Consider the following 25,626-nt stretch of genomic DNA (forward strand, 5'->3'; position numbering starts at 1 on the left):
GGGTCGACGTCCGCTTCGCGGTCGACAGCGGCGGATTGCGGACGTCTCCCGAGGTCGCAGAAGGGCCAGACGCAGTCATAACGGCTTGCGTAGCGGACCGCGATGGGTTTCCGCGCATTGCGTTAGCGAGGTTTGACGCGTGTTTCTAAGAGCTGCTTGTCCCAATGTGGGTGGATTTGGCCGTCCACTGTTGGCAGGTATTGGACCCATTCGGCTCGTATGCCTCGCGGGTCGATATCTCTGTTCGACACGACGTAGTCAATCTCGCTTCGCGTCGTGCCGATATCCATTAACTCACGATCACTTAGGTCGCACAAGGCGGCTTGTAACCTCTGGCGTTCGCGCCGTTCCTGAAGCGCACCCCAATATTTCCCTAAAAAGCTGGAGACGCGCCGCGTCAATGCGGAAATTTGTCCCAACCCTGTTGCACCATAGGTCATGCTCATCGGAGCATCCTCCTCGGTATTGCTTGTATCGACGGTACCCCATGGTTAGGGGGCCACGCTTGACATCCGGCTTACATTTTCCTTGCCGGCAGCTTATTCTTTGCGTCCGAGCGGCGCAGAAGATCGAAGGCCGCCTAAGGGACCCTCAATTGCGTTATTTCTTCGAGGAGTACGTATTCGACACCGACCGTCGCGAACTGCATCGCGGGGCGAGCCTCGTCTCCATCACACCGCAGGTATTCGATTTACTTGATTACCTTATCCGCAATAGGGAGCGCGTCGTCAGCAAAGACGATCTCATCAGCGCGGTTTGGAATAGACGCATCGTCTCAGATGCCGCGCTGACGACCCGCATCAATGCCGCCCGGGCGTCAATCGGTGACGACGGTGAAAGGCAGCGCCTAATAAAAACATTGCCGCGCAAAGGCTTCCGATTTGTTGGCGCAGTGCACGAAGGGCAGAAGCCGGCAACTTCGAGTAGTTCGACGGCGCAGAGCGACGGCACGGAGCAAGCGGTGTCACCGCCTCGTCTTTCTATCGTTGTCCTGCCATTCGTCAATCTTAGTGGTGACCCCGAGCAAGACTACTTCGTCGATGGTGTGACGGAAAGCCTCACTACGGACTTGTCGCGGATCAGCGGCTCATTGGTGATCGGGCGACACACCGCATTCACCTACAAGGGCAAAGCGGCTGACCTCAAGCAAATCGGTCGCGAGTTGAACGTCCGGTATGTGCTAGAAGGCTCCGTACAGCGCCGCGAAAGCCGACTTCGCGTCAACGCGCAGCTGATAGACGCTGAAACCGGCACGCATTTTTGGGCGGACCGCTTTGACAAACTCCTAGCCGATCTGTTCGATATGCAGGACGAGATCATATCTAGACTAGCTAACTCCTTGGACGCGCAGCTCGTCGCAGCCGAGGCCATGAGAGCACAACGTTCGGCGCATCCCAATTCAATGGAGTTGTACTTCCAGGGCAGAGCTAAGCTCAATATGGGGTTGACTTCCGAATATATCTTGCAGGCGCGCCACTTTTTCGAGCGCGCCCTGACGCTTGATCCCGGCAATATCGAAGCGCGTCTGGGTTTAGCGCATGTTGATGGCATTGTTGGTGCCGGCTACATGACCGACGATCGGATAAAGTACCTTACCGCAGCAGAAGCGGCCGTCATGCATGCCCTGACCCTCGCGCCGAACCACGCCTTGGCTCACTTACATTTGGGAACAGCAAAAATTTTCACGAACCGCGTGTTTGAGGGCATTGACGAACTACAACACGCTTTGGCGCTGGACCGAAATCTGGCCCACGCGCACGGGTTAATCGGTCAAGCCAAGATTTTCCTCGGTCGCGGCGGGGAGACTGAGGCGCATGTCTTAGAGGCACTCCGTCTGTCTCCCCGCGACATTCATGCCTTCATGTGGATGCAGTATGTCGGTTTCGCTAAGTTGCAACTTAGTGCCGATAAGGAAGCCGTCTGTTGGCTCCGCAGGAGCATCGACGCCAACCGAAATTATCCGTTTGCGCATCTTGGGCTCGCCGCTGCCCTAGCACTGCTTGGAGCACTCGATGACGCGCGGGCCGCCGCGCAAGCAGGGCTCGCGCTTCAACCTAATTTCAGCATCCGCCGCTTCCGCGCCAGCCCGTCGACCGATAATCCAGCTTATCTTGCCAAACGTGAGCGCATTTATGAGGGCATGCGATTGGCAGGAGTACCGGAGGGGTAACGTCGCAGAGGGTTAAAAGGCGACATGAAGCAACGGCGATCCAATAGTCCGCTTTGGAGCCCGAACCGCCCTAGACCAGGGCGTTGGCGCGGACCAGAAGGGCATCGACCTGCTCGTCGGACAGGCCCACGACGGCGATCATATGCTGAACCAAGGGGTCAGACCGCCTGATCTCGGTCGCCAAGTCCCATTCCTCCTGGACGTCCGCATCCGCCGCAATTGCGGCCTTCACGGAAGCCCAGGTGCCAAGCTCGTCAAAGGCCCTCTTGAGACCGAGCTTGGTGCAGGAAGACGGCACAGGGGCCGGCGGATTGAGGAATGCGACAACAGCCGGATCGTCATCAGCGATTCCTTCAAGCACAAGATCGGGCTGCGGACCTTTAAACCAACTGACGATTGCGCCCGCTTCGTTTCGTTCAATGAAGCCCATGATGATTAATTCTCCAACGGATCGAACCAGCCGCGCGTAAAACACCGATAAGATGTGTTCGCTGCCGCCGATCGCGCACAAATCTGCGCGGCAGTATCCGTCCAAATCTGCAAATCGTTGGCGTTGCCAGAAGTCGAGCTTGTCACTTCGATGCCGTTACCGCCGACACTGTAACCCGGCGCGTTGTCGAAAAGACCGGTTTCGTGCGTCCACCAAACGGTGTTGATCGTAGGGCACCAAGCGATAATGTTGATGTATGCTTTGACGCGAACACCCGTAGGAATGCTTCCCAACGCGAACGTTTGCAACGTCGTTCCGAGTGTATTTGTGGTGAAATCCAGCGACGAGCCGACCCAAAAGAATTCCCGACCGCGCTGTAGGATCTGCGAGAATAGGCCGCCCGAGTTGTGCCAAACGGCACCGACGCGACGGAACAACGTATATCCGGCAGGCATTGTCGGCGCGGTCGCGCTCCTGGACATCAGCACATCGACTGCCGCCGTCGTCGGATTCTTTATCACGAAGACATGATAGAAGCCGTTCGCTAGCGCTCCGGTATCGACGATCGACGGCGTCGTAAAGCTCGTCCCCATGGGGTTGAAAGTCGGGATGTCGACGATGCGCGACAAGCTCGGTCTGCCCGAGCCCGGCCCACAAGAGGAACTGCTGGTCATGCCGACGGCTCCCATGTTCGGCGGCGGCGGGCTGTTCGGGGATCAGCAGCCGTTCCAATCTCTGCATGCGCGACGACCGGCGCTGCGCTCCGCGGACGAGGTGGCCCAGCTGGCGCTCGCTGCTGAAGATCTGGCGCAGCCTGCGTTCCAGGAGCTGGTCGATAGACTGAAGGTCGTGCTGCAGAGTGCGACGAGCTTGGAGGACGTGCGTCACAGCCTGACAAGGTTGAAGCTTGATCCGAAGAACATGACAAAGGCGATCCAGCTCGCCCTGGTGATGGCGAAGCTCGCCGGCCGCGACGATATCGCCGATGAACACTAGGGTCATTCTGCCGCGCAAGCTGAGTTTCCGCGGCTGTTGCTGCGGTCAGGCGCATCTTGCGATGAACGCCGTCGATGTCGCTGCCTTCAGCACCGATCCGCTGGAGGCGATCCGGTTCATCCGCGATAAGCTCGACGTGCCGACGTCGAGCTGGACCGACCTGTGGCAGCAGCAGCACTCGGTCGCATTTACGGTCGCCGGCGCGACCTCGAAGGACCTGGTCCGGGACTTCCACGACGCCGTCAACAAGGCGATCGAGGATGGCACCACGCTGGAGGAGTTCCAGAAGGACTTCGACGACATCGTCGAAAAGTACGGCTGGAGCTATAACGGCTCGCGCGGTTGGCGCAGCAGCGTGATCTTCGACACCAACGTCAACATGGCCTACGCCGCCGGGCGCTGGGACCAGATTCAGCAGGTGAAGGCGCGGCGGCCTTACCTGATGTACAAGCACCTTGCAGGTCCATCCGCGCGCCGAGCACGAGGCCTGGGACGGCACCATTCTGCCGGTCGACGACCCGTGGTGGCAGACGCATTTCCCGCCGAACGGCTGGTTCTGCCATTGCTGGGTTGAAAGTCTCTCCGATGCCGACCTCGATCGCTACGGCTATCAGGTGTCCGACCAGGCGCCACCGTCGCGCCTGGTGCCTCATATCGTCGGCGGCCGGACCGTCATGGTGCCCGAAGGAATCGATCCCGGCTTTGCCTATCGACCGGGTGAGCAACCGGCCGCAACCGATGACGAATAGGAGTCCCGCCTGCGAGTCCCACCCTGCTGCGGCCGAAGTGGCGGTTAAGCCTAGTTTTAAAGGGCTTTCAGCAAGCTTTGAAGCTAGGTGGGACTCGGCGCGCGCCGCCGGGCTTATCGAGTCCCACTTCGGCCAGACGCCGACTGAATCGAATAGGGTTTTCGGTGCCGCCGCGCCGTTGCGTGCCATTCGATCACGCGCGCTGTCGTCTCGCCAATCGCGCGCCGCCGCCCGTCCAACCCTTTGAGAACTCGCCACTTCCCGCGCATTCCCGGTCAATCCCGGAATTGCCCAGGGGTGTCACACGAAACAGCGCGTCACAAATTGCGCACAGGAGCAGGGACCCATACGCTGCGGCGGACCTTGTTGAAGGGACTCGTCGTTCCAGCATCGCCCACAATCGGCATTTGTGGCTATGGGTCCCTGCTTTCGCAGGGACGACGATGAGGATGGTTCTCGATAAGGTGTCACACCACGCGGTGTCATCACCCACGCATGCGGGGGATCCAGTATTCCAGAGACGTCTGTGCTTGAATCGAGAAGCCGCGGCGTGCTGGATCGCCCGGTCGAGCCGGGCGACGACGGCGGTGGACGACGATATACGGCCACGCTCCGGACGACGCTTCGCGTCGTTCGTCGCGCGTCGACCTCCCCCGCAAACGAGAGAGGTACAGCTAGTCAGTAGACCGAGATCGCGATACTTCGCTCTTCACTTCGGCAACGCAATCGGCGTCAGCTTGAACGGGCCGGGGTCCTTGCCCTTGTTGTCGCCGATCACGTAGGACAGCTTGCCTTCGGCGACCCAGCCGACATCGCCGACCTGCGTCACCGAGACCGGCTCGGCCAGGCCATCCTTGATGGTGTCGATGGTCGCCTCGTTGCCCTTCACCGTGACCTTGTCGAGCTTGCCGTTGCCCTCGATCAGCAGGAAGCCGCCGCCATGCGCCCGCAGCGCGTCGGCGTGATCGAGCGGCCGCGACGGCTTCAGCTCGGTCACCGCGCCCGCCTTGCCGTCCTTCATCTCGATCTTGAACAGTTTGGCCGGAATGAAGGTCGTGACGTAAAGATTGCCGTCGGCGCCGATCGCGATGCCGTCGAGCCCGACGCCGTCCTTGGCCGGCGCGAGCTGCGGATCGGTGGCGAACGTCGCCAGCGCCGTGCCGCCGGGTTTCAGGCTATAAACGAACGGCGCAAAGGAATCGCTCACATAGGCGGTGCCGTCGGCACCGACCACGATGTCGTTGCAGAACGACTTCGGATCGCTCAGGGCAAAGCTTCCCTTGGGCGCGCCGCTCTTGAGATCGAAGGTTTTCAGCCAGGCGCCCTTGACGTCGCTCGGCCCCGCCACGCCCATCGCGCTGATGTCGTTGGAGCAGACATAGAGCGTGCCGCTCTTCTCGTCGGCGAGCACGCCCAGCGTCGAGCGGCTGTCGGCAGCGCCCGGCTTGACCAGCTGCTCGGCCTTGCCGCCCGAGATCTTGGTCACGCCGCCATGGTTGAAGCTGCCGACATAAAGCGTCCCGTCGGAAGTCGAGGTCACGCTCTCCGGAAAACTCTTGTCGGGAACGCCGACCGGAGCTGTTTCGGCGCGCACTGCGCCGGCCGCACCGAGCGTAAGGATGATGGCCGCAGCGCTCGCTAGATTCTTGTTTTGGCGCGTTTTCTTCACGCGAACCTTCGCTCGAAAACGCTCCAGCGATGCGCGGCGGATCTTGAGCAGTTCTCCCGTTGCGCGCGGACGTCCCGCGGCGCCATTGTTCTTTATCATGATCGCGTTTCCTCAATGAACCTGGTTGGACCAGGCAGGATTTTCTTGGCGATCGTCTCCGGTCGATGGTTGTTGTCTGCAGGGTTCCCGACCGAATTGTTCACCCGCCTGCCTTGTCGTTTCGATATATACGATAGTATATAGCGCGAGGGAAGCAGCAGAGAGGAAGCTGCGACGGCCGGATGGCGCGTCATGGAACGGGAATTGGCGCTGCACCACCAATGCGTGTGCTGCGGTGGCCTTATCGGGGGATCGTCGACGATGGCGCGATCGGCCTCGATGCACGGATCGGCGTGTTTACGGATGAGTGTGCATTCGCCTGCAACGAATGCACCGCGAGTCTGATCGCGGCCGCAGCACGGCCCAGGCAGGAGGCAGTTCGGCGCAAATAGGTGCGACTAAACTCAATCCGGGCTGAACGCGTCGTAGACCAGCTTGCGGAACGCGGGCGTGATGCGCTGGCGCTCGTTCTGGGTCTGCTCGAGCATGATGTAGATCATGTCGAGCTTCGGATCGACGCCGAAATAGGTGCCGCTGCCGCTGTCCCATTTCAACTCGCCGATCGAGCCGGGCGGTGGCGGCTTGGCGATGCCGGGATCGGTGCGCACGGCGATGCCGTAGCCATAGCCAAAGCCGTCGCCGGGGAAGTACCAATAGTCTCGGCCGACGCCGGAGCCCGGCCCGATATGGTCCGTGGTCATGGTCTTGAAGGCTGCGGGGCTCAGATAGCGCTTGCCGTCGAGCTCGCCGCCGTTGAGCAGCATCTGCGCGAAGCGCGCATAATCGAGGATGGTCGATACCAGGCCGCCGCCGCCGGATTCCCATTCCGGATGCGCGCGCCGGTCGTTCTCGCCCTCGATCAGGATGGTGTCCGAGGGCAGCGGCTCGGCGAGCCTTGTCCGTTCGGTCTCCGCATCGAGCACGTATCTGGTGTCGTTCATCTTCAGGGGATCGAACAGGCGCTCCTTCTCGAACTGATAGAGCGTCTTGCCCGAGACGATCTCGATCACCCGGCCGAGCACGTCGGTGGAATGGCCGTAGCGCCACAGCGTGCCCGGCTGCCGCGACAGCGGCAGCTTGGCCAGCCGTGCGACGAATTCCTTGTTGTCGAACTTGCCGTCGAACAGGTGTCCCGCACGGTAGATCTTCTGGATCCAGTCGGCGCCGATATATTCGTAGGTGATGCCCGAAGTGTGCCGCATGATATCTTCAATGGTCACCGGCCGGATCGGCGGCACCAGCTCAACCTTGGCCGGATCGTTTCCACCGTCCGGTTCGATGGCGACCTTCACGTCGGCAAACGCCGGGATGTATTTCGACAGCGGGTCCTGCGGCGACAATTTGCCTTCGTCGACCAGCATCATCGCGGCGGTGTTGGTGATCGGCTTGGTCATCGAGTGCAGCGCGAACATCGTATCCGGCCGCATCGGCGACTTGGTTGTCACGTCGCGATACCCGAAGGTCTTCAGATAGACCGGCTTGCCGTGCTGCTGGATCAGGATGACTGCGCCCGGAATTTTTCCTGCCGCAACCTCGTTGTCAAAGAATGCGGTGATGCGTTCGAGTTTTTCCGGCACCGGGGCAGGGGCATCGGAGGCGCGCGCCGCGCCTGATATGACAACTGCAAGACAACCGATCGCGGTCACTGCTCCGCGAAGCGTCAGCACAGCACGGTGGATTGCCCGATCATACCCGCACGACATTGAAAAGCCTGCCCCTGCCTGATGCCCTGAGCGCAGAGTTTTAACGGCGTGCGCTCCCGCGCACCATAATCATTTTGGAGCGAGTTTATTCCCGGCGATGGCCGGAATTATACGATTTGGGTAGCGCCGACGGGCGTGCGCACCGCATTCGACAGCACCTGCAGCGCCTGGCTCAATTCGGCGCGGTTGCGCGCCGCACCCAGCGACACGCGCAGGCCACGCGGCGCGGCTTCGCCCGCCGCAAAGGCGTCTTCGCCGACCACGGCGAGACCGTTGCGCATCAGGTGCGACAGCAGGTCGGTGCCGTCGAAATGCTTCGGCAGCGGCATCCAGAGATGGTGGCTCGCCGGCCGCGCCGCATAGCTGACGCCTTTGAGGAAGCGGGTCGCAAGCAACTGGCGCGCGGCTGCCTCGTTGCGGATGGCGCGGATGATGTCGGCGGCGACGCCGGAACGCAGCCATTGCGTGACCAGCGCGACCATCAGCGACGGCGGCATCTGCATGGTGGCCTGCATGCTGGCGCGCATGCGCTGCTCGGCGGCGGCATCGGGTGCCAGGAGATAGGCGACGCGCAGCGCCGGCGCGATGCATTTTGCGATGCTCGCGGCGTAGTAGGTGCGCTCCGGAATCAGCGTTGCGATCGGCGCCATCTGCGGTTCGAGCGGGCCGTAGACGTCGTCCTCGATCAGGACGCAGCCGCGCTTGCTGATGATATCGGCGATCGCCTTGCGCCGCGCCGCGCCCATGGTCGCGGTGGTCGGATTCTGCTGCGTCGGAATCAGGTACACCGCCTTCGGCTTGTGCTTGCGGCAGGCCTCGTCGAGCGCGTCGGGCCTCGCGCCCTCCGCGTCCATCGCGACGCCGACCAGGCGAACATCGAGCCGCGCCGCCGCGGCCTTGATGCCGGGAAACGTCAGTGCCTCGGTCAGCACCACGTCGCCGGGCGACGTCAGTGCCAGCAGGGCGTTGAAGATGATCGCCTGCGAGCCCGGATAGATCACGATGCGGTCGGCGGATGCGTTCGGCACGCGCGGCTGTATCCACGCGGCGCCGACCTGGCGCTCCTCAGTGGTGCCGCCGGGACGCGTATAGCCGAGATAGGCGGAGAACCCCGCCTCGGAGCGGATGGTGGCAAGTCCCTGCGCGATGCGCAGATCGAGATTGGCCTCGACCGGCTGCGGCGGCAGGTTCATCGACAGGTCGATGTTGACGGGCGCGGGCAGGTCGGACGCCGCGCGCGCGGTGGTCTCCGAGACGAAGGTGCCCTGGCCGACGCGGGCGTCGAGCAGTCCGCGCCGCCGTGCCTCGCCATAGGCCCGTGTCACCGTGGTCAGATCGATATCGAGCGCGGTTGCCAGCGCACGGTGGGTCGGCAGCCGCTGGCCGCGAATCAGCCGGCCGCTGGCGATATCGGCGGCCAGCGCATCGACGATGCGCAGGAACATCGGGCCGTGCCATTCCGAAACTGTAGGGATCCAATCCATGCAATCCAGCGCTTTGTCTTTGATTGTATGCTATCGAAAGCATATTGTATGGATCATCAGATCAGGTCAAGGACAACGGCCAAAGGAAAACGACGATGACCGAGACGGTTTCCCTGCCAAAGGCGATGTGGCGCGGCTTCACCATGAAGTGCCCGAACTGCGGGCGCGGCCATCTGTTCGGCCGTTTCCTCAAGGTCGCCGATCACTGTGAGGTCTGCAGCGAGGACTTCACGCCGCAGCGCGCGGACGATTTCCCGGCCTATCTCGTGATCGTCGTGGTCGGCCACGTCGTGGTGCCGGCGCTGCTGTGGCTGGAGATGAACTACGCGCCGCCGGCCTGGCTGCAACTGGCGATCTGGCTACCGGTGACGTTGTTCAGCGCGCTCGCGCTGCTGCAGCCGACCAAGGGCGCGATCGTCGGCCTGCAGTGGCAGCTCGGGATGGAGGGTTTCGCGGCGACCCGGCGCGCGGTGGCGCCCGCCCGGGCGCAAAGCAGCGTCGGACGGACTCGCGAAGCCTGACGCGATCTCAGAATCGTAGCCCGGATGAGCGAAGCGACATCCGGGAACAGCAGCCCCGCATATCGCTCCGCTCATGCGGGCTACAGCGCTGGGTCACGTCAGGATCGTAGCCCGGAGGAGCCAACGGGGTCGCGCGAACGCGCGCCCGATGACAGGCTCAGCGAAATCCGGGGTAACTCCTGCACAACGAAGAATCCCGGATTGCGCTGCGCTCCATCCGGGCTACGGATCAATCAAATCGGATGATGGTGCGGCCGGAACATCCGGCCCTTTTCCGTCACCAGCACGACGGCGAGCGCGGCCAGCGTGCAGAGGAAGAAGCCGGTCGCGAACGGCGCCAGCGTGCCGTCGTAATCCTGTCCGATCATGGTGCCGACGCCGATCCCGAGCAACGTCGTGATCGTGCCGTACAGCGAGGAGGCGGTGCCGGCGATCTTGCCCTGCGGCTCCATCGCGAGCGCGGTGAAGTTCGCCATCATCAGCCCGAACGCGAACATCATCAGGCCCGACAGCACCATGAACAGCGGCAGCGACAGCGTGTCGGTCTTCACCGCCAGCAACAGGGCGCCTGCGACGACCGCAAAGCCGGTCAGCGCGGCGTGCGAGATCACCCGCATGCCGATGCGGCCGACGATGCGCGAGTTGAGGAAGCCGGCGATCGCGACGCCGACCGCGCAGGCCGCGAACGCCACCGGGAAGTAATGCCCAAGCTTGAAGATCTCGGTGAAGATCTGCTGCGAGGAGAACACGAAGGCGAACAGCGAGCCCTGCACGCCGCCGGCGGCGAGCGCATAGCCGAGCGTCTGGCGATTGGTGACGGTCTGGCGGAACGCGGACAGCACCTCCGGGATCGCCAGTGACTTGCGCAGCTCAAGCGGCAGCGTCTCCGGCATCCGCATCGCGCTCCAGGCCAGCGCGATCACGCCGTAGATCATCAGCAGCACGAAGATGCCGCGCCAATGCGTCAGCAGCATCACCGCCTGGCCGAATGACGGCGCGATCACGGGGACCGCGATGAACACCATCATCGCCAGCGACATCACGCTCGCCATCCGCCGTCCGGCGTAGCAGTCGCGCACAATCGAGGTCGCGATCACGCGGGTCGCCGCGGTGCCGAGACCTTGCAGTGCGCGCGCCAGCAGCAGCGTCTCGAACGAGGGTGCCATGATCGCGAGCAGGCCGGCGATGGTGTAGACCGTCATGCCGCCGAGCAGCACCGGGCGGCGGCCGAAGCGGTCCGACAGCGGGCCCATCACGAACTGGCCGACGCCGAAGCCGACCAGGAAGATCGACAGCACCATCTGCGGGCGGTTGGCGTCGGCGATCTGGAAGGCAGAGCGGATGTTCGGCAGCGCCGGCAGCATCATGTCCATCGCCAGCGGGTTCAGCGCCATGATCGAGGCGATGACGACGACGAATTCCGGAAAGCCCATCGGGCGGTGGCCTGAGGAAACCCAGGCATCGGCATTGATGTCAGACACTTAGCAACCTCTTGGGAATCCTCGCATCGTAGCGATCTTGCTGCGATGCACAATCGGCGTTTCGGGATAGCTGCCCGCCGATCGCGGTCGAGGTAGCGGGGTCGGGAACCGGGGCCAAAAGCACAATTCGCCGAATATCGTTGCGGATGCAACTATTTTGCTCGTGCGGCGCGGAAACCTCTGCTAATCCCGGGCCCAGCATCCGTGCGGGGCAGGCGCATAGCCGCCGATCACGCCCGCGCGGCCAAGAACAGGCTCAAGAACAGGTTCAAGAACGGGTTTTGGGGAGGCGACATGTCCATTGAACTGTCCGCGCGCTCGCGCGGCGCTGAACTGTCGGATGAGGAGCGCAAGGTCCTCACTGCAACGCTCGTCGGCACTACCATCGAGTGGTACGACTTCTTCGTCTACGCCCAGGCGGCGGGCCTGGTGTTCGGCGCGCTGTTCTTCGCGCCGATGAATGCGAACAATCCGCTGCTGGCGCAGATCGTCTCGTTCGCGACGCTCGGCCTGTCGTTCCTGTTCCGCCCGTTGGGGGCCATCGTCTGCGGCCATCTCGGCGACCGCTTCGGGCGCAAGAACATGCTCGTCGTCACGCTGCTGTTGATGGGGGCGGCGACCGCGCTGGTCGGCCTGCTGCCGACCTATGCGCAGATCGGCGCCTGGGCGCCGGCGCTGCTCATTCTGTTGCGCATCCTGCAAGGCTTCTCGGCCGGCGGCGAGTGGGGCGGCGCGGCGCTGATGGCGGTGGAATCGGCGCCCGTCGACAAGCGCAGCTTCTTCGGCTCGTTCCCGCAGATCGGCACGCCGCTTGGCATGATCCTGGCGACCGGCGTGCTGTGGGTGCTGACCGCGACGCTTGGCAAGCAGGCGATGATCGAATGGGGCTGGCGGATTCCGTTCCTGCTCTCGATCGTGCTGATCGTCGTCGGCATCGTGATCCGTCGCACGGTCGAAGAGTCTCCGGTGTTCCAGGCGATGCAGCGCCGGCACAAGGAATCCTCCGCGCCGCTCAAGGAGCTGATGCGCAATCACAGCAAGGAGATTTTGCGCACCGCGTTGATCTTCATGGCCAACAATGCGGCCGGCTACATCCTGATCGCGTTCATCATCAGCTACGGCGCCAACACGCTGAAGATGCCGTCCGAGCAACTGCTGCTGATCGGCACGCTCGCGGCGGTCAGCTGGTTCATCTTCACGCTGCTCGGCGGCATCCTCGGCGACAAAATCGGGCGCGTGCGCTGCTTCCAGATCGGCTATGGGCTGATGGTGCTGTGGGCGGTGCCGATGTGGTTCTTGATCGACAGCAAGAACCTGCTGCTGTTCTTCGTCAGCGCCGTCGGGCTCACGGTTGCGCTCGGCCTGTCCTACGGCCCGCAGGCCGCGCTCTATGCCGAGCTGTTTCCGGCCAAGGTGCGCTATTCCGGCGTCTCGATCGGCTATGCGCTCGGCGCCATTTTCGGCGGCGCCTTCGCGCCGATGATCGCGCAGTGGATCATCGGCACCTACGGCCAGTCCTGGCGCGTCGGCGTCTACATCGCGGTGCTATCGCTGATCTCGCTGATCACGGTGTCGACGATCAGGGATCCGCAAGGCGTCGATCTGAACGTGCACGACGCCGGCACTTAGGCCTTGTAGGGCGGATTAGCCGCAAGGCGCAATCCGGCCTCGTCTCTGCGTCGCGGGTGGATTGCGCCTTCGGCCAATCCACCCGCGCAGCGGTGCATCGCCTGCGATCGCAGCGCGGTCGTTCAGATCCGGGCGCCGCGGTTGTAGCCGTCGACGAGCTGATTGTAGTCGCGCATCAGCCGCGCCGGCGATCCTTCCACCATCCAGCCGGCGCCGGCGTTGCTCAGCATCATCTTCTCACCGGAGCTGTAGGGCACCTTGTCGCGAACGCGGCGCATGAGCTGCTTCGCCGTGGTGAGGAATGATTTGGCGCTGCCGATGAACATCGAGCCGAGCTTGGCGTCGTCGTCCTTGCCCGAGGCCTCGTCCATTGCCTTCACCGTGGCCTCATACTCGTTGAGCGCCTGGGTTATCGCGTCGAGGTTGGGTTTGTCGGCCTGCTGCGCGCGAAGCACGCGTTTGGCCTGGATCATCAGGGCCTCGACATAGTAGTGCGACTTGCGGCCTTCGCTGGCCTCGATCGCGGCCAGCTGCTCGGCGGCGCGCTTGTCATTGATGGCCTCGACGCCGGCGCGCAGCGCCTTGTCGGCGCCGGCAAACGCATCCCAGGCCGCGACCAGGCGCGGATGCAGCGCCTTGCCCTTGGCCATCTTGTCGTCCTTGTAGTTCTCCTGGGTGTAATAGTCGTCCGCCTCCTTCAGCAGCGGCTCAAGCGTGGTGACGGCCGCAACATACGCGTTCGCGGCACCTTCAAGCTCGGCGTCGTGCGGGTCCGCTGCATTGGCAGCCGCGACGCTCGTCTTGCAGTCGGACGTGTCGTAGATCGTGTAGGTTCCGTAGATGATCCGCTCCTTGCCGGTGGGACCGCCCTTGGCGGCCCAGGAAAAGTAGCGTTCGCGGGATTCGTACGAGCGCGCCGAGAGACGGTTGATGCACCCGACATAGGCGTTCAGCTTGTGCGTCAGTTGCGCGGAGGAGGCGCTCGCCGACGACGCAGGCGGGGCCTGTTGGGCAGCGGCAGGTGCGAGGAAAGTAGCGATGGCCGCAATCGCAAGGAAAGGGAGATTTCGCATCGGAAGTTTGCCCTCATCTCAGCCGGAAGTTGGCCGCCTCAGCCCGGAAGTCTATGTGACGGCAGAGAATAACGTCACACGAGCCTCCGCCGAGGCCGCGCGGCACACTATCGACAGACCTGATTGTCGGCTACGGGCCAAAAGCCACTATCGCCGAACTTAGCGATAAGGTACGCGCCTAGCTGATCCCCAGCATCGCCTTCAGCTTCTTGACCGCGCTGTCGGGTGTCGTCAGCACCTCGAGGCCAGTGACTTCGGCGACGCGCTCGGCCGCCGGCGCCATGCTGTACTGCGCGAGCGCGATCAGGTCGCAGTCGCGCAGCTCCTTGGACGCCTCGACCACGATGCGGTCATGTTCGACGCGGTCGCCGCGGTCGAGCGCCGCCAGCGCGCCATCGGCAAGTTTTGGCACCAGCGTGACCTGTGACGGAAATTCCGGCGGCATCGACACCAGCGTGGGTGGAAAGGTCGAGAGCAGGCCGATCCGCTTTCCCTTCGCCACCGCCTGTTCGATCATCGCCTCGTTCGGCTTCAGCACTGGCATCGGCGCGTGCTCGCGCGCCACCGCCTCGATGCACGGCCCGAACGCCGAGCAGGTAAAGAGAATGCCATTGGCGCCGGTGCCGACAGCATAGCGCCCCATGGTCAGAAATCGCTCGGTCATGCGCTCGTCAAGCTTGCCGTCGCGGGCGAGGTCCGCCGACAGGCTGTCGTCGAGCAGGTTCATCAGCCGTGCCTCCGGCCAATGCCGTGCGAACGATGCCTCGATCGGCACAATCGAGTGCTTCAAGGCGTGAATGAGGGTGATGCGCATGATCGGCGTTTCTCCTTCTCCCTGCTCATTTTGCGGGGAGAGGCCTGGGATGAGGGGTTCTATCATCGTAACAGGTGAGAGGAGTATGCGCGCAGGCTCCCCCTCACCTGGATTGCTTCGCAATCCGACCTCTCCCCGCAGGCGGGGCGAGGTGACTTCACTTACTTGAACGGAATCGCGTACATCAACCCGCCCCTGCTCCAGGTGGCGTTGAGGCCGCGCTCGAGCTTCAAGGGACTGGCCTTGCCGACATTGCGCTCGAAGATCTCGCCGTAATTGCCGCCGGCCTTGATCGCGGCGACCAGCCATTTGTTGTCGAGCCCGAGCCGCGAGCCGAGATCGCCCGACGCGCCGAGCAGGCGCTGGATCGCCGGGACCTGCGACTTCGCCATCTCGTCGGCATTGGCCTGGGTGACGCCGAGCTCTTCGGCCTCGATCAGGCCGTAATGCAGCCAGGTGATGATGTCGCTCCAGACCTCGTCGCCGTTGCGGGTGAACGGACCGAGCGGCTCCTTGCTGATGGTCTGCGGCAGCACGACGTAGTCGTCGGCCTTCGGGGCTGCGGTCGCGACCGCGCCCGCGAGCGCGGAAGCATCCTGGGTCATGGCGTCGCAGCGGCCGCCGAAGAAGGTCTGGTACATGGTGTCGACGCGGTCGAACACCAGCGGCTTCCAGTCGATGCCGTTGGCGCGGCCGTAGTCGCCGAGCGTCACTTCATGCGTGGTGCCCTGGGCGACGCACACGGTGGCGCCCTTGAGGTCCTTCAGCTCCTTCACGCCGAGGTCCTTCTTCACGACAAAGCCTTGGCCGTCGTAGAAATTGACCGGTCCCTGCCGCAGCCCAAGCGTGGTGCCGCGCAGAAAGGTCTGCGTCGAGTTGCGGTAGAGCACGTCGATCTCGCCCGACTGCAGCGCCGTGAAGCGGTTCTGCGCGGTCAGCGCGACATAGCGCACCTTGGCGGGATCGCCGAGTACGCCGGCGGCAAGCGCGCGGCAATAGTCGACGTCGAGGCCCTTGAAGTTGCCTTGCGAGTCCGGCGCCGAGAAGCCGGCAAAGCCGGTCGAGACGCCGCACACCAGCGTGCCGCGCTGCTTGACGGTGTCGAGCGTCGCTGCGCTCGCGCCCGCGATGCCTGCGGCGAGAACGGTTAGAGTGATGATACCCCTCAGCATGTCTTCCTCCTCCTCCTAACGTTTGAACATGATCTCTGCGCAAACGCTTCGCGTTTGTCGCGGGAAAACCGGTGCCCGTTTTTCCGGATCATGCTCCGTGACCAATATTCTTCAGCGCGCTGTCTACCGCAGCGCCTAGCCGTTCGACGATCATGTCGATGTCGCCGGACGTCGCGATATAGGGCGGGGCGAGCAGCACGTGATCGCCGCGCTGGCCGTCGGCGGTGCCGCCCGACGGATAGCAGCCGAGCCCGCCGGCGAAGGCCGCAGACTTGATCCGCTGATGCAGCTTCAGTTTGGGATCGAACGGCTGCCGCGTGGCACGGTCGGCGACCAGCTCGACACCCCAGAACAGGCCGCGGCCCCTGATGTCGCCGACATGGCGGTGATTGCCGAACCGTTCGGTGAGCCGCTGTTCGAGCTGGCGGCCGCGCTCCTTGACCTGGTCGAGCAGCTTCTCCTCAGCGATCACCTTCTGCACCTCGAGCGCGGCGGCGCAGGCGAGCGGATGCGCCAGATAGGTGTGGCCGTGCTGGAACGCGCCGGAGCCGTTGCGCACCGTGTCGACGATCGTGCCGCTGGCAAGCATCGCGCCGATCGGCTGATAGCCGCCGCCGAGCCCCTTGGCGACCGCCTGGATGTCGGGCGAGATGCCTTCCTGCTCCCAGGCATGCAGCGTGCCGGTGCGGCCCATGCCGCACATCACCTCGTCGAGGATCAACAGCGCTCCGTGGCGGTTGCAGATCTCGCGCACCGTCTTGAAGTAACCCTCCGGCGCCGGCACGCAGCCGGCGGTGGCGCCGACCACGGGCTCGGCGATGAAGGCCGCGACCGTATCGGGGCCGAGCCGTTGGAATTCGGCTTCGAGTTCGGCGGCAAGGCGCGCCACGAACGCCGCCTCCGATTCATCGTCGCGCTTCTCGTGATAGGCGAAGGCCGGCGTGACATGGCTGAACGAGGGCGACAGCAGCGGCGCGTAGGGCTCGCGGCGCCAGGCATTGCCACCGGCCGACAGCGCGCCGAGCGTGTTGCCGTGATAGCTCTGGCGGCGCGCGATGAAGCGCGCGCGCTTCGGCTCGCCGCGCTCGATGAAGTATTGCCGCGCCAGCTTGATCGAGGCCTCGATCGCCTCCGACCCGCCGCTGACGAAATAGACATAGCCGAGGCCGCCGGGCTCGTGGCCGACCAGCCGCTCGGCGAGCTCTTCCGCAGGCTCGGAGGAGAAGAAGCCGGTATGGGCATAGGCGATCCTTGAAGCCTGCTTGGCGATCGCGGCCAGGATGCGCGGATGCTGATGGCCGAGGCACGACACCGCGGCGCCGCCGGAGGAGTCCAGAATGCGGTGGCCATCCTCCGCGATCAGCCAGACGCCGTCGCCGCCGACCGCTTTCGGCGGGGTCTCGCGCAGGCTGCGATGCATCACGCGGCTCTTGTTGGCTGCCATGACACTCATCCTTTCTCGACAAAATATTGCGACATCTCGGCAAGCCGGCCCTCGGTCTCCTCCAGCTTGCGCTTTGCCCCGGCGCCGCCCAGCGTGAAGGCGACGGCCGCCAGCGACTGGGCGACTGCGATCGCGCCGGTGAGGCTCGGGAAGAAGCCGGGGGAGGAGGCGGCTTCGAACAGCAGCAGATGATCGGCGCCTTCGGCCATCGGCGCGCTGATGGTGTCGGCGATCGCGATCAGCGCTGCGCGCGCCTGATGTGCCGCGCGCGCCGTCTCGACGCTGACCAGGGTGTAGGGCGCAAAGCCGATCACGACCACAGCGTCGCCTGACCGGAAGGCGCCGTGGTCGAGATCGAACGGGCCGGAGCCGCCGACCAATTGCACGGCGTCGGGGCGGAACAGGCGGAGCTGATAGGTCAGCAGTTCCGCGACGCTGCGGCAGCTGCGAAACCCTGATATCCAGATCCTGTCCGCGGAGTGCAGCGCACGCGCGGCTTCCGCGATCGCGCTCGCTGAAATCCGCGCAAGGCCCGCGGCCTCGGCTTCCAATTTGTCGTGCACCAGTTTGACATCGGCATTCGGCCCGGCGCGGCGGCTCCTGGCGCGGCCGGAGAACGGCGAACCCTGCGCCGGCCGGCGCGCCTCGGTGAGCGCGGCGCGCAATTCGTCCCAGCCGGAATAGCCGAGCGCCTTGGCAAGACGGGTGAATGAGGCGGGATCGGCGCCGGCGACGGACGCGAGCTCGCGCATCGAGCGGGTGGTGGCGTCGTAGTCATTAGCGGCGACGAACCGGCCGACCTCCTGCAAGCGCATCGGCAGCGACGGCAGTGCGCTGCACAATTCGTTGAGGGGCGATGGTTTCGGCTGAGCCTGGGCCATGAAACATATGTTGCATGGATCTTAATTTGGTGCAACATATGAAGTGCGCAGGATTTGAGGTTGACGCGTCTTCCTCACGCGAACCGGTATCCATCCCGGATCAAGTCCGGGACAGGCTTCGCTCGAAAACGCTCTTGCGCATGGCAGAAGATCGCTTCTCACTGGGGTCCTTGTGCTGTGACGACATCGACGCCGAAACGCCCTCCCGCCCGGCCCTGGCGGCTTTCGCTCAGCGACCCCCGCGTCGCCGGCCTGTTCTGGCAGATCCTGGTAGTCGCCATCGCGGTCGCCGTCGTCGCCTGGCTGTGGTCCAACGCGGTTCATAATCTCTCGGTGCGGCGCATTTCGACCGGCTTTGCCTTCCTCGGCCGTGAAGCCGGCATGCCGATCGCCGACAGCTGGATCGACTACACGCCGAAGAACACTTACCTGCGCGCCTTCATCGTCGGCGTCGTCAACACGCTGCGCGTGGCGGTCATCGGCATTGTGCTGGCGACCGTGATCGGCACGCTGGTCGGCATCGCGCGGCTGTCGTCGAACTGGCTGCTGGCGCGGCTCGCCGCCGTCTATGTCGAGGTGCTGCGCGACCTGCCGCTGCTGCTGCAACTCTTGTTCTGGTACGTACTGATGCAGGGCCTGCCGGCGGCGCGCCAGGCGTGGAAGCCGGTCGACGGGGTCTATCTGTCCAACCGCGGCCTGGTGCTGCCGTCGGTGCCGCTGCATGCGGCCAATGACTGGACGCTCGTTGCGCTGGCCGCCGGCGTGATCGTCTTCCTCATCGTCAGGCGCCGCCTGATCGCGCAGCAGATGCTCGATGGCAAGGCGCGGCCGGCCTGGCCCTACGCGCTCGGCCTCATCATCGCGCTGCCTGCGCTGGTGTCGTGGCTTCTGGGTGCGAGCTGGAGCGTCATGCTGCCCGAGCTGCGCGGCTTCAACTTCGTCGGCGGGCTGACGCTCGCGCCGGAATATTTCGCGCTGCTGATCGCGCTCGTCACCTACACTTCGGCGTTCATCGCCGAGATCGTGCGCAGCGGCATCCAGGCGGTGCCGCGCGGTCAGTCGGACGCCGCCAAGGCGCTCGGGCTGAAGCGCAGCTTCGTGTTGCAGCACATCGTGCTGCCGCAGGCGCTGCGCGTCATCATCCCGCCGATGACTAGCCAGTATCTGAACCTGACCAAGAATTCCTCGCTCGCGGTCGCGGTCGGCTACCAGGACATCGTCTCGATCGCCAACACCACGCTGAACCAGACCGGGCAGGCGATCGAGTCGATTGCGCTGATCATGATGGTGTTCCTCACCATCAGCCTCGGCATCAGCCTGTTCATGAACTGGTACAATGCGCGGATCGCGCTGGTGGAGCGCTGACATGAGCTCGGTCGCACACCTTCCGCAGGATCCGCTGCCGATCGGCCGGCGCCGCGCGCAGCGTACGCTCGGCGGCCAGATCGTGGCCTGGCTGCGCGCGAACCTGTTCGCCTCTGTGACGTCGAGCATCATGACGCTGCTGCTGCTGTTCGTGCTCGGCAAGGCGTGCATCGCGCTCTGGCAGTGGGGCATCGCCAACGCGGTCTGGATCGTCTCGGGCAACGACACCAGCGCCTGCCGCGCGCTGCGCGGCGTCGGCGCCTGCTGGGCGGTGATCCCCGAGAAGTACCGCTTCATCCTGTTCGGCACCTATCCGTTCAGCGAGCAGTGGCGGCCGGCGCTCGCGGTTCTGATCTTCATTGCGCTGTTCGTGGTCTCGAGCCGCCGCAGCTTCTGGCGCAAGGAACTGTTCCTGCTGTGGGCCGTGGCCTTGATCGCGATCGGGTGCCTGATGTGGGGCGGTTTTCTCGGCATGTCCTTTGTCACGCAGGACCGCTGGGGCGGGCTGCCGGTGACGCTGATCCTTGCGACTTTCGGATTGGCGTTCGGCTTCCCGCTCGGAATTTTGGTCGCGCTCGGCCGCCGCTCCAAGCTGCCGGCGATCCGCTCGCTCTGCGTGCTCTATGTCGAGCTGATCCGCGGCGTGCCGCTGATCAGCCTGTTGTTCATGGCGAGCGTCATGTTTCCGCTGTTCATGCCCGACGGCGTCAACATCGACAAATTGCTGCGCGCCCAGATCGCCTTCATCCTTTATGCCGGCGCTTACCTTGCGGAAGTCGTGCGCGGCGGCCTGCAGGCGGTGCCGCGCGGACAATATGAGGCCGCCGATGCGCTCGGACTGTCCTACTGGGAGAAAAACGCACTGATCGTGTTGCCGCAGGCGATCCGCCATGTGATCCCGCCGCTGGTCAACACCTTCATCGCCTTCTTCAAGGACACCAGCCTGGTCCTGATCATCGGCATCTTCGACCTGCTAACGACCGCGAAGACCGCGATCGTCGATCCGGCCTGGCAGGCCTTCAGCGTCGAGGTCTATGTGTTCGTCGGCGTGATCTACTTCGTGTTCTGCTTTGCGATGTCGCGCTACAGCCGCGGCCTCGAGGCGCAGCGCGCGCACGGCTGAGCGATCCGGGTTCTCGGTCGCTTGCCCTCACATGCCGCATCTTCGTTGCCGGCCTGTTCGCATCCGCAGCCGCCTGCTTTAATTTTTGGAGCGGACCGTTCTGGCCTTAACGATGCGGCAACCAAGACTGGGCCGATGGTTGGCGCAAAAGCGCGGCTGGCACAGATTGCACTGGGCGACGTTCCGCCCCTCATTTATCTTGAGCGCCGTGGATTCGTGAGCGCGCGCGATGACGGAAGTCATTGTTCGCGTGAGCATCGTTCGAGGTGCCGTTGATTTGTTGATTTGGTGCATGCCTGACAGGGCTTCACTTTTGATTTTTGCCGTACGCCAATGGCCGAAGACAACGCCGTCTATCCGGAGAGCACCCGAAGCCAGGTCGACGATGCCCTGCAAGGGTTTTCGACCGATGAGCTTCGCCAACTCCTGGCAGAGATCGAGCAACTCCTGAGTGTTGAAGCTGTGCCTCGCCGACCAAGACTGCGACTGGCCGGAGGCACATACGTGAGCGAGTATACCGCGCGCGCAAACATCGACCACTATCTGGATCTGCTGAAGCGCCCGGACGTTCCGACCAACACGAGATCGATGCTCAACAAGCGGCTGCTCGAGGAAGAAGACAAGCTTGGCCGGCGACGCGAGCAACTGGAGTTTGCCGAAAGCAGAGCCGCAACGTGCCGGGATCGTGCAGATCGTCAGCGGCGCTTGACGAATTCGTTTGCACCGGGTTCGGCTGACCGGGAGCAGGCCGAAAGGCTGCTGGTCAATTTCGAGGCGCTTGCACAGCTGGTCGAAGGATTTTGTCGCCAGATGCGCCACACGCTGAACCACAGTCCGCTTTAAGCGTGACGCCGCCTCGGTTCCGCGGTCTCCTGGTCGTCGCCACCTTCCCGCGCCCTGTCGGGCTTTTGACCGCGTAGCCGCTTCGCCCCGGGCCGGTGCCAGGCGACCGGGGATAGTCCAGTCTTGGCGAACCCGGCATCACGAAATCTGGAGAAGGACGGCCCAAGCCGGCTTGCCAAGCCGCCGCAAACCTATTTATGATCATAAAATGGATAAATCGGTCCTCCCGTCGCTCGACCCCTCGCGCCGCGCCTCGATCAAGCGCAAGCGCTCCGACGCGGTCGCCGACCTGATCCGTAGCCACATCTTCCAGGCTGGCTTGCGGCCGAACGACCGGCTGCCGCAGGAGGGTGAGCTGATCGAGATGTTCGGCTGCAGCCGCTCGACCATCCGCGAGGCGCTCAAGTCCTTGGAGGTGCAGGGGCTGGTGCAGAACACCACCGGTCCCGGCGGCGGCGCGCGGGTGGCGCCGGTGTCGATCAACCGGATCGTCGGCCTGCTCAGCAACTACTTCTATTTCCAGTCGGTCTCTACCGCGCAAATCTACCAGATCCGCCGGCTGATCGAGCCGGAACTCGCCTTCAGCGTGGTCGGCCACCTCACGGCCGAGCATTTCGCCGCGCTGGAAAAGGCGATCGCGGTCCAGGAGCATCATCCCGATGGCGACGCCGATTGGGAACATCATCGTCACGCCGAGATCGATTTCCACGACATCCTGATCGAAGCCTGTCCCAACCCGCTGCTCGGCCTGATGTGCCGGTTCGTCAACGAAGCGATCAGGCATCTGATCGGCAAGCTCGGCGTACAGGAATTCGCATCCAGCTTCACCTGCGAGAATATCGAGTTTCACAAGCGTCTGATGGCCGCGTTCCGCTCCGGCAATGCCGCGCGCGCCCGGCGCGTGATGCTCGATCATGTGCTGAGCGCCGAAGCGGTGGTCGTTCCCGCGGAAGACCGGCGCATCGATCTGCCCGTCTTTCATCAGCCGTTGCGGCTCGATTGAACCGCATCGGCCGACTGCTGCATCACGCCCTGGAGAAAACGACAATGGACACGCGGCGCGAGAATGAGTTGTGGAGCTGGTCGGCCGTCGATCTGGCGCGTGCGATCGCGACGCGCGCGATTTCCAGCCGGGAAGCGGTGCAATCCAGTCTCGATCGCATCGCCGAGGTCAATCCAGCTTTGAACGCCATCGTCGCGGTCCTCGCCGACGAGGCGCTGGCCGCCGCGGACGCGGCGGATGCCGCGGTGAAGTCAAGCGCGGAGCTCGGCGCGCTGCATGGCGTGCCGGTCACGGTCAAGGTCAATGTCGACCAGCGCGGCCAAGCCACCACCAACGGCGTCGTCGCCTTCCGCGACGTGATCGCCACCGAGGACAGCCCGGTGGTCGCGAATCTTCGCAAGGCGGGCGCGGTCATCGTCGGGCGCACCAACACGCCGGCCTTCTCGCACCGCTGGTTCACCAACAACGACCTGCACGGCGCGACCTACAATCCGTGGAGCCGTCGGCTGACGCCGGGCGGCTCCAGCGGTGGCGCCGCATCGGCGGTCGCTTCCGGAATGGGCGCGATCGCGCATGGCAATGATTTCGGCGGCTCGATCCGCTATCCCGCTTACGCCTGCGGCGTCGCCGGCCTGCGTCCGACGCCGGGGCGGATCCCGGCGTTCAATCCGTCGGCAACCAGCGATCGTCCGATCACCGCGCAGATGATGTCGGTGCAGGGGCCGCTGGCCCGCTCAGTCGCCGATCTCGGGCTCGGCCTTGCCGCGATGGCGCAGGCGGACGCGCGCGACGGCACATGGCTGCCGGTACCCCTGCAAGGTGCGCCGCTCAAACGTCCGATCGGCGTTGCGATCGCGCCGGTGCCGTTCGGCGACGAGGCGCCGGAGGTGAGCGCGGCGGTGCGCGCCGCCGGGCGCTGGCTCGCGGAGGCCGGCTTTGCCGTGGAGGAGACCGTGCCGCCGCGGCTCGCGGAGGCCGCCGATCTCTGGCATCGCCTCGTCATCAACGAGGAGCGGCGCGTGCTGGCGCCGATGATCCGCAAGTTCGGCGACGATCGGAGCCGCTACAATCTCGAGTGCCATATCGCCTACGCGCCCGAGCTCGACGGCGATCAGGTGCTCGCCTGCTTCGAGCAGCGGCTGGCGATCGTGCGGGCCTGGCAGCTATTCCAGGAGCGCTATCCCGTCATCATCCTGCCGGTCTCGGCGCAACTGCCGTTCCGTTTCGATCAGGATCAGGAAGATGCGACGGTGGTCCGCGCGCTGCTCGACGCCCAGCGGCCGCTGCTTGCGGTGCCCGCGCTCGGCTTTCCGTCGGTCGTGGTGCCGACCGGGACCGCCGGCGGCGTGCCGGTCGGCGTGCAGGTGATCGCCGGCCGCTTCCGGGAAGACGTCTGTCTCGCGGTGGCCGAGCTGATCGAGGCGCGCGCATCAAAGCTGACGCCGATCGACCCGCGAGACTAAACCAACAACTGAACCAACAACAAAGCACTGAGCATCAAGGGAGAATATCACGTGACGAATGCACCGATCTGGCAATGGTCCGCCGTCGACACGGCCAAGGCGATCCGAGAGAACGAAGTGACCTCGGAGCAGGTGGTTCGCGCGCATCTCGACCGCATGAAGGAGGCTAACCCGGCGCTCAACGCCGTCGTGGTCGATCTCGGCGCCTCAGCGATGCAGGCCGCCAAGGCCGCGGACGAGGCGCTGGCCGCGAGCAAGCGCGGAGGCGGCGCCGTCGGGCCGCTGCACGGCGTGCCGGTCACGATCAAGATCAACATCGACGTCGAGGGCCAGGCCAATTCGAATGGCGTCGTCGCATTCAGGGACAACATCGCGCCGGGCGACTCGCCGGTGACGGCGAATCTCAAGAAAGCCGGCGCCGTCATCATCGGCCTCACCAACACGCCGGAGTTCTCGCTGCGCGGTTTCACCGACAACCCGCTGCACGGCCTGACGCGCAATCCCTGGAATGCCGACGTGACCTGCGGCGGATCCTCGGGCGGCGCCGGCGCGTCGATCGCCGCCGGCATTGGCACCATCGCGCATGGCAACGACATCGGCGGCTCGCTGCGCTGGCCGGCGCATTGCAACGGCATCGCCACCATCAAGCCGACCCAGGGCCGCATTCCGGCATTCAATCCGAGCGCGACCGCGGAGCGGCCGCTGATGGCGCAGTTCATGTCGTCGCAAGGGCCGCTGGCGCGCCACGTCGCCGACGTGCGCCTCGGCCTCGAGGTGATGGCGCAGCGCGACCCGCGCGATCCCTGGTACGTGCCGGCGCCGCTGACGGGGCCGAAGCCGGCTGGGCCGATCAAGGTCGCGCTCGCCAAGATCCCGGAGGACATGACGACCGATCGCGGCGTGATTGCGCTCCAGCGCAAGGCGGCGGATCATCTCGCCGATGCCGGCTATGCGGTCAGCGAGGTGGAGGTCCCCGACCTCAACAAGGTCTGGCAGCTCTGGTGCGACCTGATTATGACCGAGACCCGCGTGTTGCAGCAGGACCAGATGCTGGCGACCACCAGCGCCGACTTCCAGAAGACGTTCCGCGGCTTCATGGCGCTGGCCAACCCGCTCGACCAGGCCGGCTACATGAAGGCGATCGCCGAGCGCTCGCGCCATATCCGGAACTGGATGACGTTCCTCGAGCAGTATCCGCTGGTGCTGATGCCGACCACTGTGCGCAAGACGCCGGAGGTCAACGCCGATCTCGGCGGCGATCAGCGCGTCAAGGATTTGTTCTGGAACGACCTGCGCTTCATTTCGTCGATGAACGTGCTGGGGCTGCCGGCGGCCGTGGTGCCGGTCGGCCTCGATGAGGGATTGCCGGTCGGTGTCCAGATCGTCGGCTCGCGCTATCGCGAGGACATGTGTCTCGACGCCGCCGAGGCGATCGAACGCAAGGCCGGCATTCTGGCACGGCAATTGTGGCAGCGGCGCTGAGCGATCTCGGCACCACAACGCATTTATCCATT

24 protein-coding genes are annotated in these 25,626 nt (G+C 64.4%); 12 read left to right on the forward strand and 12 right to left on the reverse strand.

Features of this window, described 5'->3' with window-relative positions; genetic code table 11:
- Positions 1-122: 122 nt before the first annotated feature.
- Positions 123-446, reverse strand: coding sequence for a DUF1127 domain-containing protein (locus tag QA639_RS11855; protein ID WP_080667239.1), 324 nt, complete (start codon positions 444-446; stop codon positions 123-125).
- Positions 447-595: 149 nt separating this feature from the next.
- Between QA639_RS11855 and QA639_RS11860 the strand changes: the two genes are divergently transcribed.
- On the forward strand, positions 596-2,170 hold the full coding sequence (locus tag QA639_RS11860) for a winged helix-turn-helix domain-containing protein (protein ID WP_028337005.1): 1,575 nt from the start codon (positions 596-598) through the stop codon (positions 2,168-2,170).
- A 70-nt stretch (positions 2,171-2,240) separates the two neighbouring features.
- Here the strand turns inward: QA639_RS11860 and QA639_RS11865 are convergent, their stop codons facing one another.
- A complete protein-coding gene (locus QA639_RS11865) occupies positions 2,241-2,600 on the reverse strand; it encodes a hypothetical protein (protein ID WP_038377854.1) in 360 nt (119 codons plus the stop codon).
- Positions 2,601-2,605: 5 nt separating this feature from the next.
- Positions 2,606-3,229 carry a hypothetical protein gene (locus QA639_RS11870; protein WP_157340264.1) on the reverse strand — a complete coding sequence of 208 codons (624 nt, stop codon included), beginning with the start codon at positions 3,227-3,229 and terminating at the stop codon, positions 2,606-2,608.
- Between QA639_RS11870 and QA639_RS11875 the strand changes: the two genes are divergently transcribed.
- From QA639_RS11875 to QA639_RS11885, 3 genes are all read left to right on the forward strand, one after another.
- A complete protein-coding gene (locus QA639_RS11875; RefSeq protein ID WP_244482673.1) occupies positions 3,219-3,596 on the forward strand; it encodes a DUF935 domain-containing protein in 378 nt (125 codons plus the stop codon). The genes QA639_RS11870 and QA639_RS11875 overlap by 11 nt on opposite strands.
- A gap of 61 nt (positions 3,597-3,657) precedes the next feature.
- Positions 3,658-4,170 carry a phage head morphogenesis protein gene (locus QA639_RS11880; protein WP_283089816.1) on the forward strand — a complete coding sequence of 171 codons (513 nt, stop codon included), beginning with the start codon at positions 3,658-3,660 and terminating at the stop codon, positions 4,168-4,170.
- On the forward strand, positions 4,052-4,345 hold the full coding sequence (locus tag QA639_RS11885; protein WP_283089817.1) for a phage head morphogenesis protein: 294 nt from the start codon (positions 4,052-4,054) through the stop codon (positions 4,343-4,345). Before QA639_RS11880 ends, QA639_RS11885 begins: the two co-directional genes overlap by 119 nt.
- 709 nt (positions 4,346-5,054) lie before the next feature.
- Here the strand turns inward: QA639_RS11885 and QA639_RS11890 are convergent.
- The 3 genes from QA639_RS11890 to QA639_RS11900 all read right to left on the reverse strand — a co-directional run bounded on the left by QA639_RS11890 (position 5,055) and on the right by QA639_RS11900 (position 9,300).
- Positions 5,055-6,113 carry an NHL repeat-containing protein gene (locus tag QA639_RS11890; RefSeq protein ID WP_283089818.1) on the reverse strand — a complete coding sequence of 353 codons (1,059 nt, stop codon included), beginning with the start codon at positions 6,111-6,113 and terminating at the stop codon, positions 5,055-5,057.
- A gap of 404 nt (positions 6,114-6,517) precedes the next feature.
- On the reverse strand, positions 6,518-7,816 hold the full coding sequence (locus QA639_RS11895; protein WP_428841151.1) for a serine hydrolase domain-containing protein: 1,299 nt from the start codon (positions 7,814-7,816) through the stop codon (positions 6,518-6,520).
- A gap of 107 nt (positions 7,817-7,923) precedes the next feature.
- A complete protein-coding gene (locus tag QA639_RS11900; protein WP_028337000.1) occupies positions 7,924-9,300 on the reverse strand; it encodes an aminotransferase-like domain-containing protein in 1,377 nt (458 codons plus the stop codon).
- Between the two features lie 95 nt (positions 9,301-9,395).
- Between QA639_RS11900 and QA639_RS11905 the strand changes: the two genes are divergently transcribed.
- Entirely contained in the window at positions 9,396-9,821 is a 426-nt protein-coding gene (locus QA639_RS11905) for a DUF983 domain-containing protein (RefSeq protein WP_038377853.1), read from the forward strand.
- Between the two features lie 233 nt (positions 9,822-10,054).
- On the opposite strand, the gene QA639_RS11910 is transcribed toward QA639_RS11905, so the two are convergent.
- Positions 10,055-11,254, reverse strand: a complete 1,200-nt coding sequence (locus QA639_RS11910) for a multidrug effflux MFS transporter (RefSeq protein ID WP_428841176.1) — start codon at positions 11,252-11,254, stop codon at positions 10,055-10,057.
- Positions 11,255-11,596: 342 nt separating this feature from the next.
- Between QA639_RS11910 and QA639_RS11915 the strand changes: the two genes are divergently transcribed.
- Positions 11,597-12,931, forward strand: a complete 1,335-nt coding sequence (locus QA639_RS11915) for an MFS transporter (protein WP_028336997.1) — start codon at positions 11,597-11,599, stop codon at positions 12,929-12,931.
- Between the two features lie 122 nt (positions 12,932-13,053).
- Here QA639_RS11915 and QA639_RS11920 read toward each other — a convergent pair whose 3' ends face one another.
- The 5 genes from QA639_RS11920 to QA639_RS11940 form a co-directional block, all read right to left on the reverse strand.
- Positions 13,054-14,004 carry a YiiG family protein gene (locus QA639_RS11920; RefSeq protein WP_157348897.1) on the reverse strand — a complete coding sequence of 317 codons (951 nt, stop codon included), beginning with the start codon at positions 14,002-14,004 and terminating at the stop codon, positions 13,054-13,056.
- A gap of 178 nt (positions 14,005-14,182) precedes the next feature.
- The gene (locus QA639_RS11925) at positions 14,183-14,818 is read right to left on the reverse strand and encodes an aspartate/glutamate racemase family protein (RefSeq protein WP_157348898.1); all 636 of its coding nucleotides are present in this window, start codon (positions 14,816-14,818) and stop codon (positions 14,183-14,185) included.
- Between the two features lie 161 nt (positions 14,819-14,979).
- Positions 14,980-15,990 (reverse strand): amino acid ABC transporter substrate-binding protein, encoded by a 1,011-nt coding sequence (locus QA639_RS11930; protein WP_283089821.1) that lies wholly within the window; start codon positions 15,988-15,990, stop codon positions 14,980-14,982.
- A gap of 88 nt (positions 15,991-16,078) precedes the next feature.
- A complete protein-coding gene (locus QA639_RS11935) occupies positions 16,079-17,434 on the reverse strand; it encodes an aspartate aminotransferase family protein (protein WP_283089822.1) in 1,356 nt (451 codons plus the stop codon).
- A 5-nt stretch (positions 17,435-17,439) separates the two neighbouring features.
- Positions 17,440-18,315 (reverse strand): MurR/RpiR family transcriptional regulator, encoded by an 876-nt coding sequence (locus QA639_RS11940; protein ID WP_018270329.1) that lies wholly within the window; start codon positions 18,313-18,315, stop codon positions 17,440-17,442.
- 177 nt (positions 18,316-18,492) lie between these two features.
- Between QA639_RS11940 and QA639_RS11945 the strand changes: the two genes are divergently transcribed.
- From QA639_RS11945 to QA639_RS11970, 6 genes are all read left to right on the forward strand, one after another.
- Complete coding sequence (locus QA639_RS11945; protein ID WP_428841152.1) at positions 18,493-19,680, forward strand: amino acid ABC transporter permease; 1,188 nt, start codon at positions 18,493-18,495, stop codon at positions 19,678-19,680.
- 1 nt (position 19,681) lies between these two features.
- Positions 19,682-20,803, forward strand: coding sequence for an amino acid ABC transporter permease (locus QA639_RS11950; RefSeq protein WP_157348746.1), 1,122 nt, complete (start codon positions 19,682-19,684; stop codon positions 20,801-20,803).
- 333 nt (positions 20,804-21,136) lie between these two features.
- The gene (locus tag QA639_RS11955; protein WP_157348745.1) at positions 21,137-21,646 is read left to right on the forward strand and encodes a hypothetical protein; all 510 of its coding nucleotides are present in this window, start codon (positions 21,137-21,139) and stop codon (positions 21,644-21,646) included.
- A gap of 208 nt (positions 21,647-21,854) precedes the next feature.
- Entirely contained in the window at positions 21,855-22,649 is a 795-nt protein-coding gene (locus tag QA639_RS11960; protein WP_157348744.1) for a FadR/GntR family transcriptional regulator, read from the forward strand.
- Positions 22,650-22,693: 44 nt separating this feature from the next.
- On the forward strand, positions 22,694-24,112 hold the full coding sequence (locus tag QA639_RS11965; protein ID WP_283089823.1) for an amidase family protein: 1,419 nt from the start codon (positions 22,694-22,696) through the stop codon (positions 24,110-24,112).
- A gap of 51 nt (positions 24,113-24,163) precedes the next feature.
- Positions 24,164-25,594 (forward strand): amidase family protein, encoded by a 1,431-nt coding sequence (locus QA639_RS11970; RefSeq protein WP_283089824.1) that lies wholly within the window; start codon positions 24,164-24,166, stop codon positions 25,592-25,594.
- Positions 25,595-25,626 lie beyond the last annotated feature (32 nt).

The sequence above is a fragment of the Bradyrhizobium pachyrhizi genome (genome assembly GCF_029714545.1).
In the GTDB taxonomy this organism is placed as follows: Bacteria; Pseudomonadota; Alphaproteobacteria; order Rhizobiales; family Xanthobacteraceae; genus Bradyrhizobium; species Bradyrhizobium pachyrhizi.

Excerpts from the sequence above, each read along its gene's own strand:
- QA639_RS11930 (WP_283089821.1), bottom strand. The coding sequence starts at position 15,990 with ATGCTGAGGGGTATCATCACTCTAACCGTTCTCGCCGCAGGCATCGCG.
- QA639_RS11910 (WP_428841176.1), bottom strand. The coding sequence starts at position 11,254 with ATGGGCTTTCCGGAATTCGTCGTCGTCATCGCCTCGATCATGGCGCTG.
- QA639_RS11890 (WP_283089818.1), bottom strand. The coding sequence starts at position 6,113 with ATGATAAAGAACAATGGCGCCGCGGGACGTCCGCGCGCAACGGGAGAA.
- QA639_RS11905 (WP_038377853.1), top strand. The coding sequence starts at position 9,396 with ATGACCGAGACGGTTTCCCTGCCAAAGGCGATGTGGCGCGGCTTCACC.
- QA639_RS11960 (WP_157348744.1), top strand. The coding sequence starts at position 21,855 with ATGGATAAATCGGTCCTCCCGTCGCTCGACCCCTCGCGCCGCGCCTCG.
- QA639_RS11875 (WP_244482673.1), top strand. The coding sequence starts at position 3,219 with ATGCGCGACAAGCTCGGTCTGCCCGAGCCCGGCCCACAAGAGGAACTG.
- QA639_RS11955 (WP_157348745.1), top strand. The coding sequence starts at position 21,137 with ATGGCCGAAGACAACGCCGTCTATCCGGAGAGCACCCGAAGCCAGGTC.
- QA639_RS11865 (WP_038377854.1), bottom strand. The coding sequence starts at position 2,600 with ATGGGCTTCATTGAACGAAACGAAGCGGGCGCAATCGTCAGTTGGTTT.
- QA639_RS11900 (WP_028337000.1), bottom strand. The coding sequence starts at position 9,300 with ATGGATTGGATCCCTACAGTTTCGGAATGGCACGGCCCGATGTTCCTG.
- QA639_RS11940 (WP_018270329.1), bottom strand. The coding sequence starts at position 18,315 with ATGGCCCAGGCTCAGCCGAAACCATCGCCCCTCAACGAATTGTGCAGC.
- QA639_RS11855 (WP_080667239.1), bottom strand. The coding sequence starts at position 446 with ATGAGCATGACCTATGGTGCAACAGGGTTGGGACAAATTTCCGCATTG.
- QA639_RS11880 (WP_283089816.1), top strand. The coding sequence starts at position 3,658 with ATGAACGCCGTCGATGTCGCTGCCTTCAGCACCGATCCGCTGGAGGCG.
- QA639_RS11965 (WP_283089823.1), top strand. The coding sequence starts at position 22,694 with ATGGACACGCGGCGCGAGAATGAGTTGTGGAGCTGGTCGGCCGTCGAT.
- QA639_RS11935 (WP_283089822.1), bottom strand. The coding sequence starts at position 17,434 with ATGGCAGCCAACAAGAGCCGCGTGATGCATCGCAGCCTGCGCGAGACC.
- QA639_RS11915 (WP_028336997.1), top strand. The coding sequence starts at position 11,597 with ATGTCCATTGAACTGTCCGCGCGCTCGCGCGGCGCTGAACTGTCGGAT.
- QA639_RS11895 (WP_428841151.1), bottom strand. The coding sequence starts at position 7,816 with ATGTCGTGCGGGTATGATCGGGCAATCCACCGTGCTGTGCTGACGCTT.
- QA639_RS11925 (WP_157348898.1), bottom strand. The coding sequence starts at position 14,818 with ATGCGCATCACCCTCATTCACGCCTTGAAGCACTCGATTGTGCCGATC.
- QA639_RS11920 (WP_157348897.1), bottom strand. The coding sequence starts at position 14,004 with ATGCGAAATCTCCCTTTCCTTGCGATTGCGGCCATCGCTACTTTCCTC.
- QA639_RS11950 (WP_157348746.1), top strand. The coding sequence starts at position 19,682 with ATGAGCTCGGTCGCACACCTTCCGCAGGATCCGCTGCCGATCGGCCGG.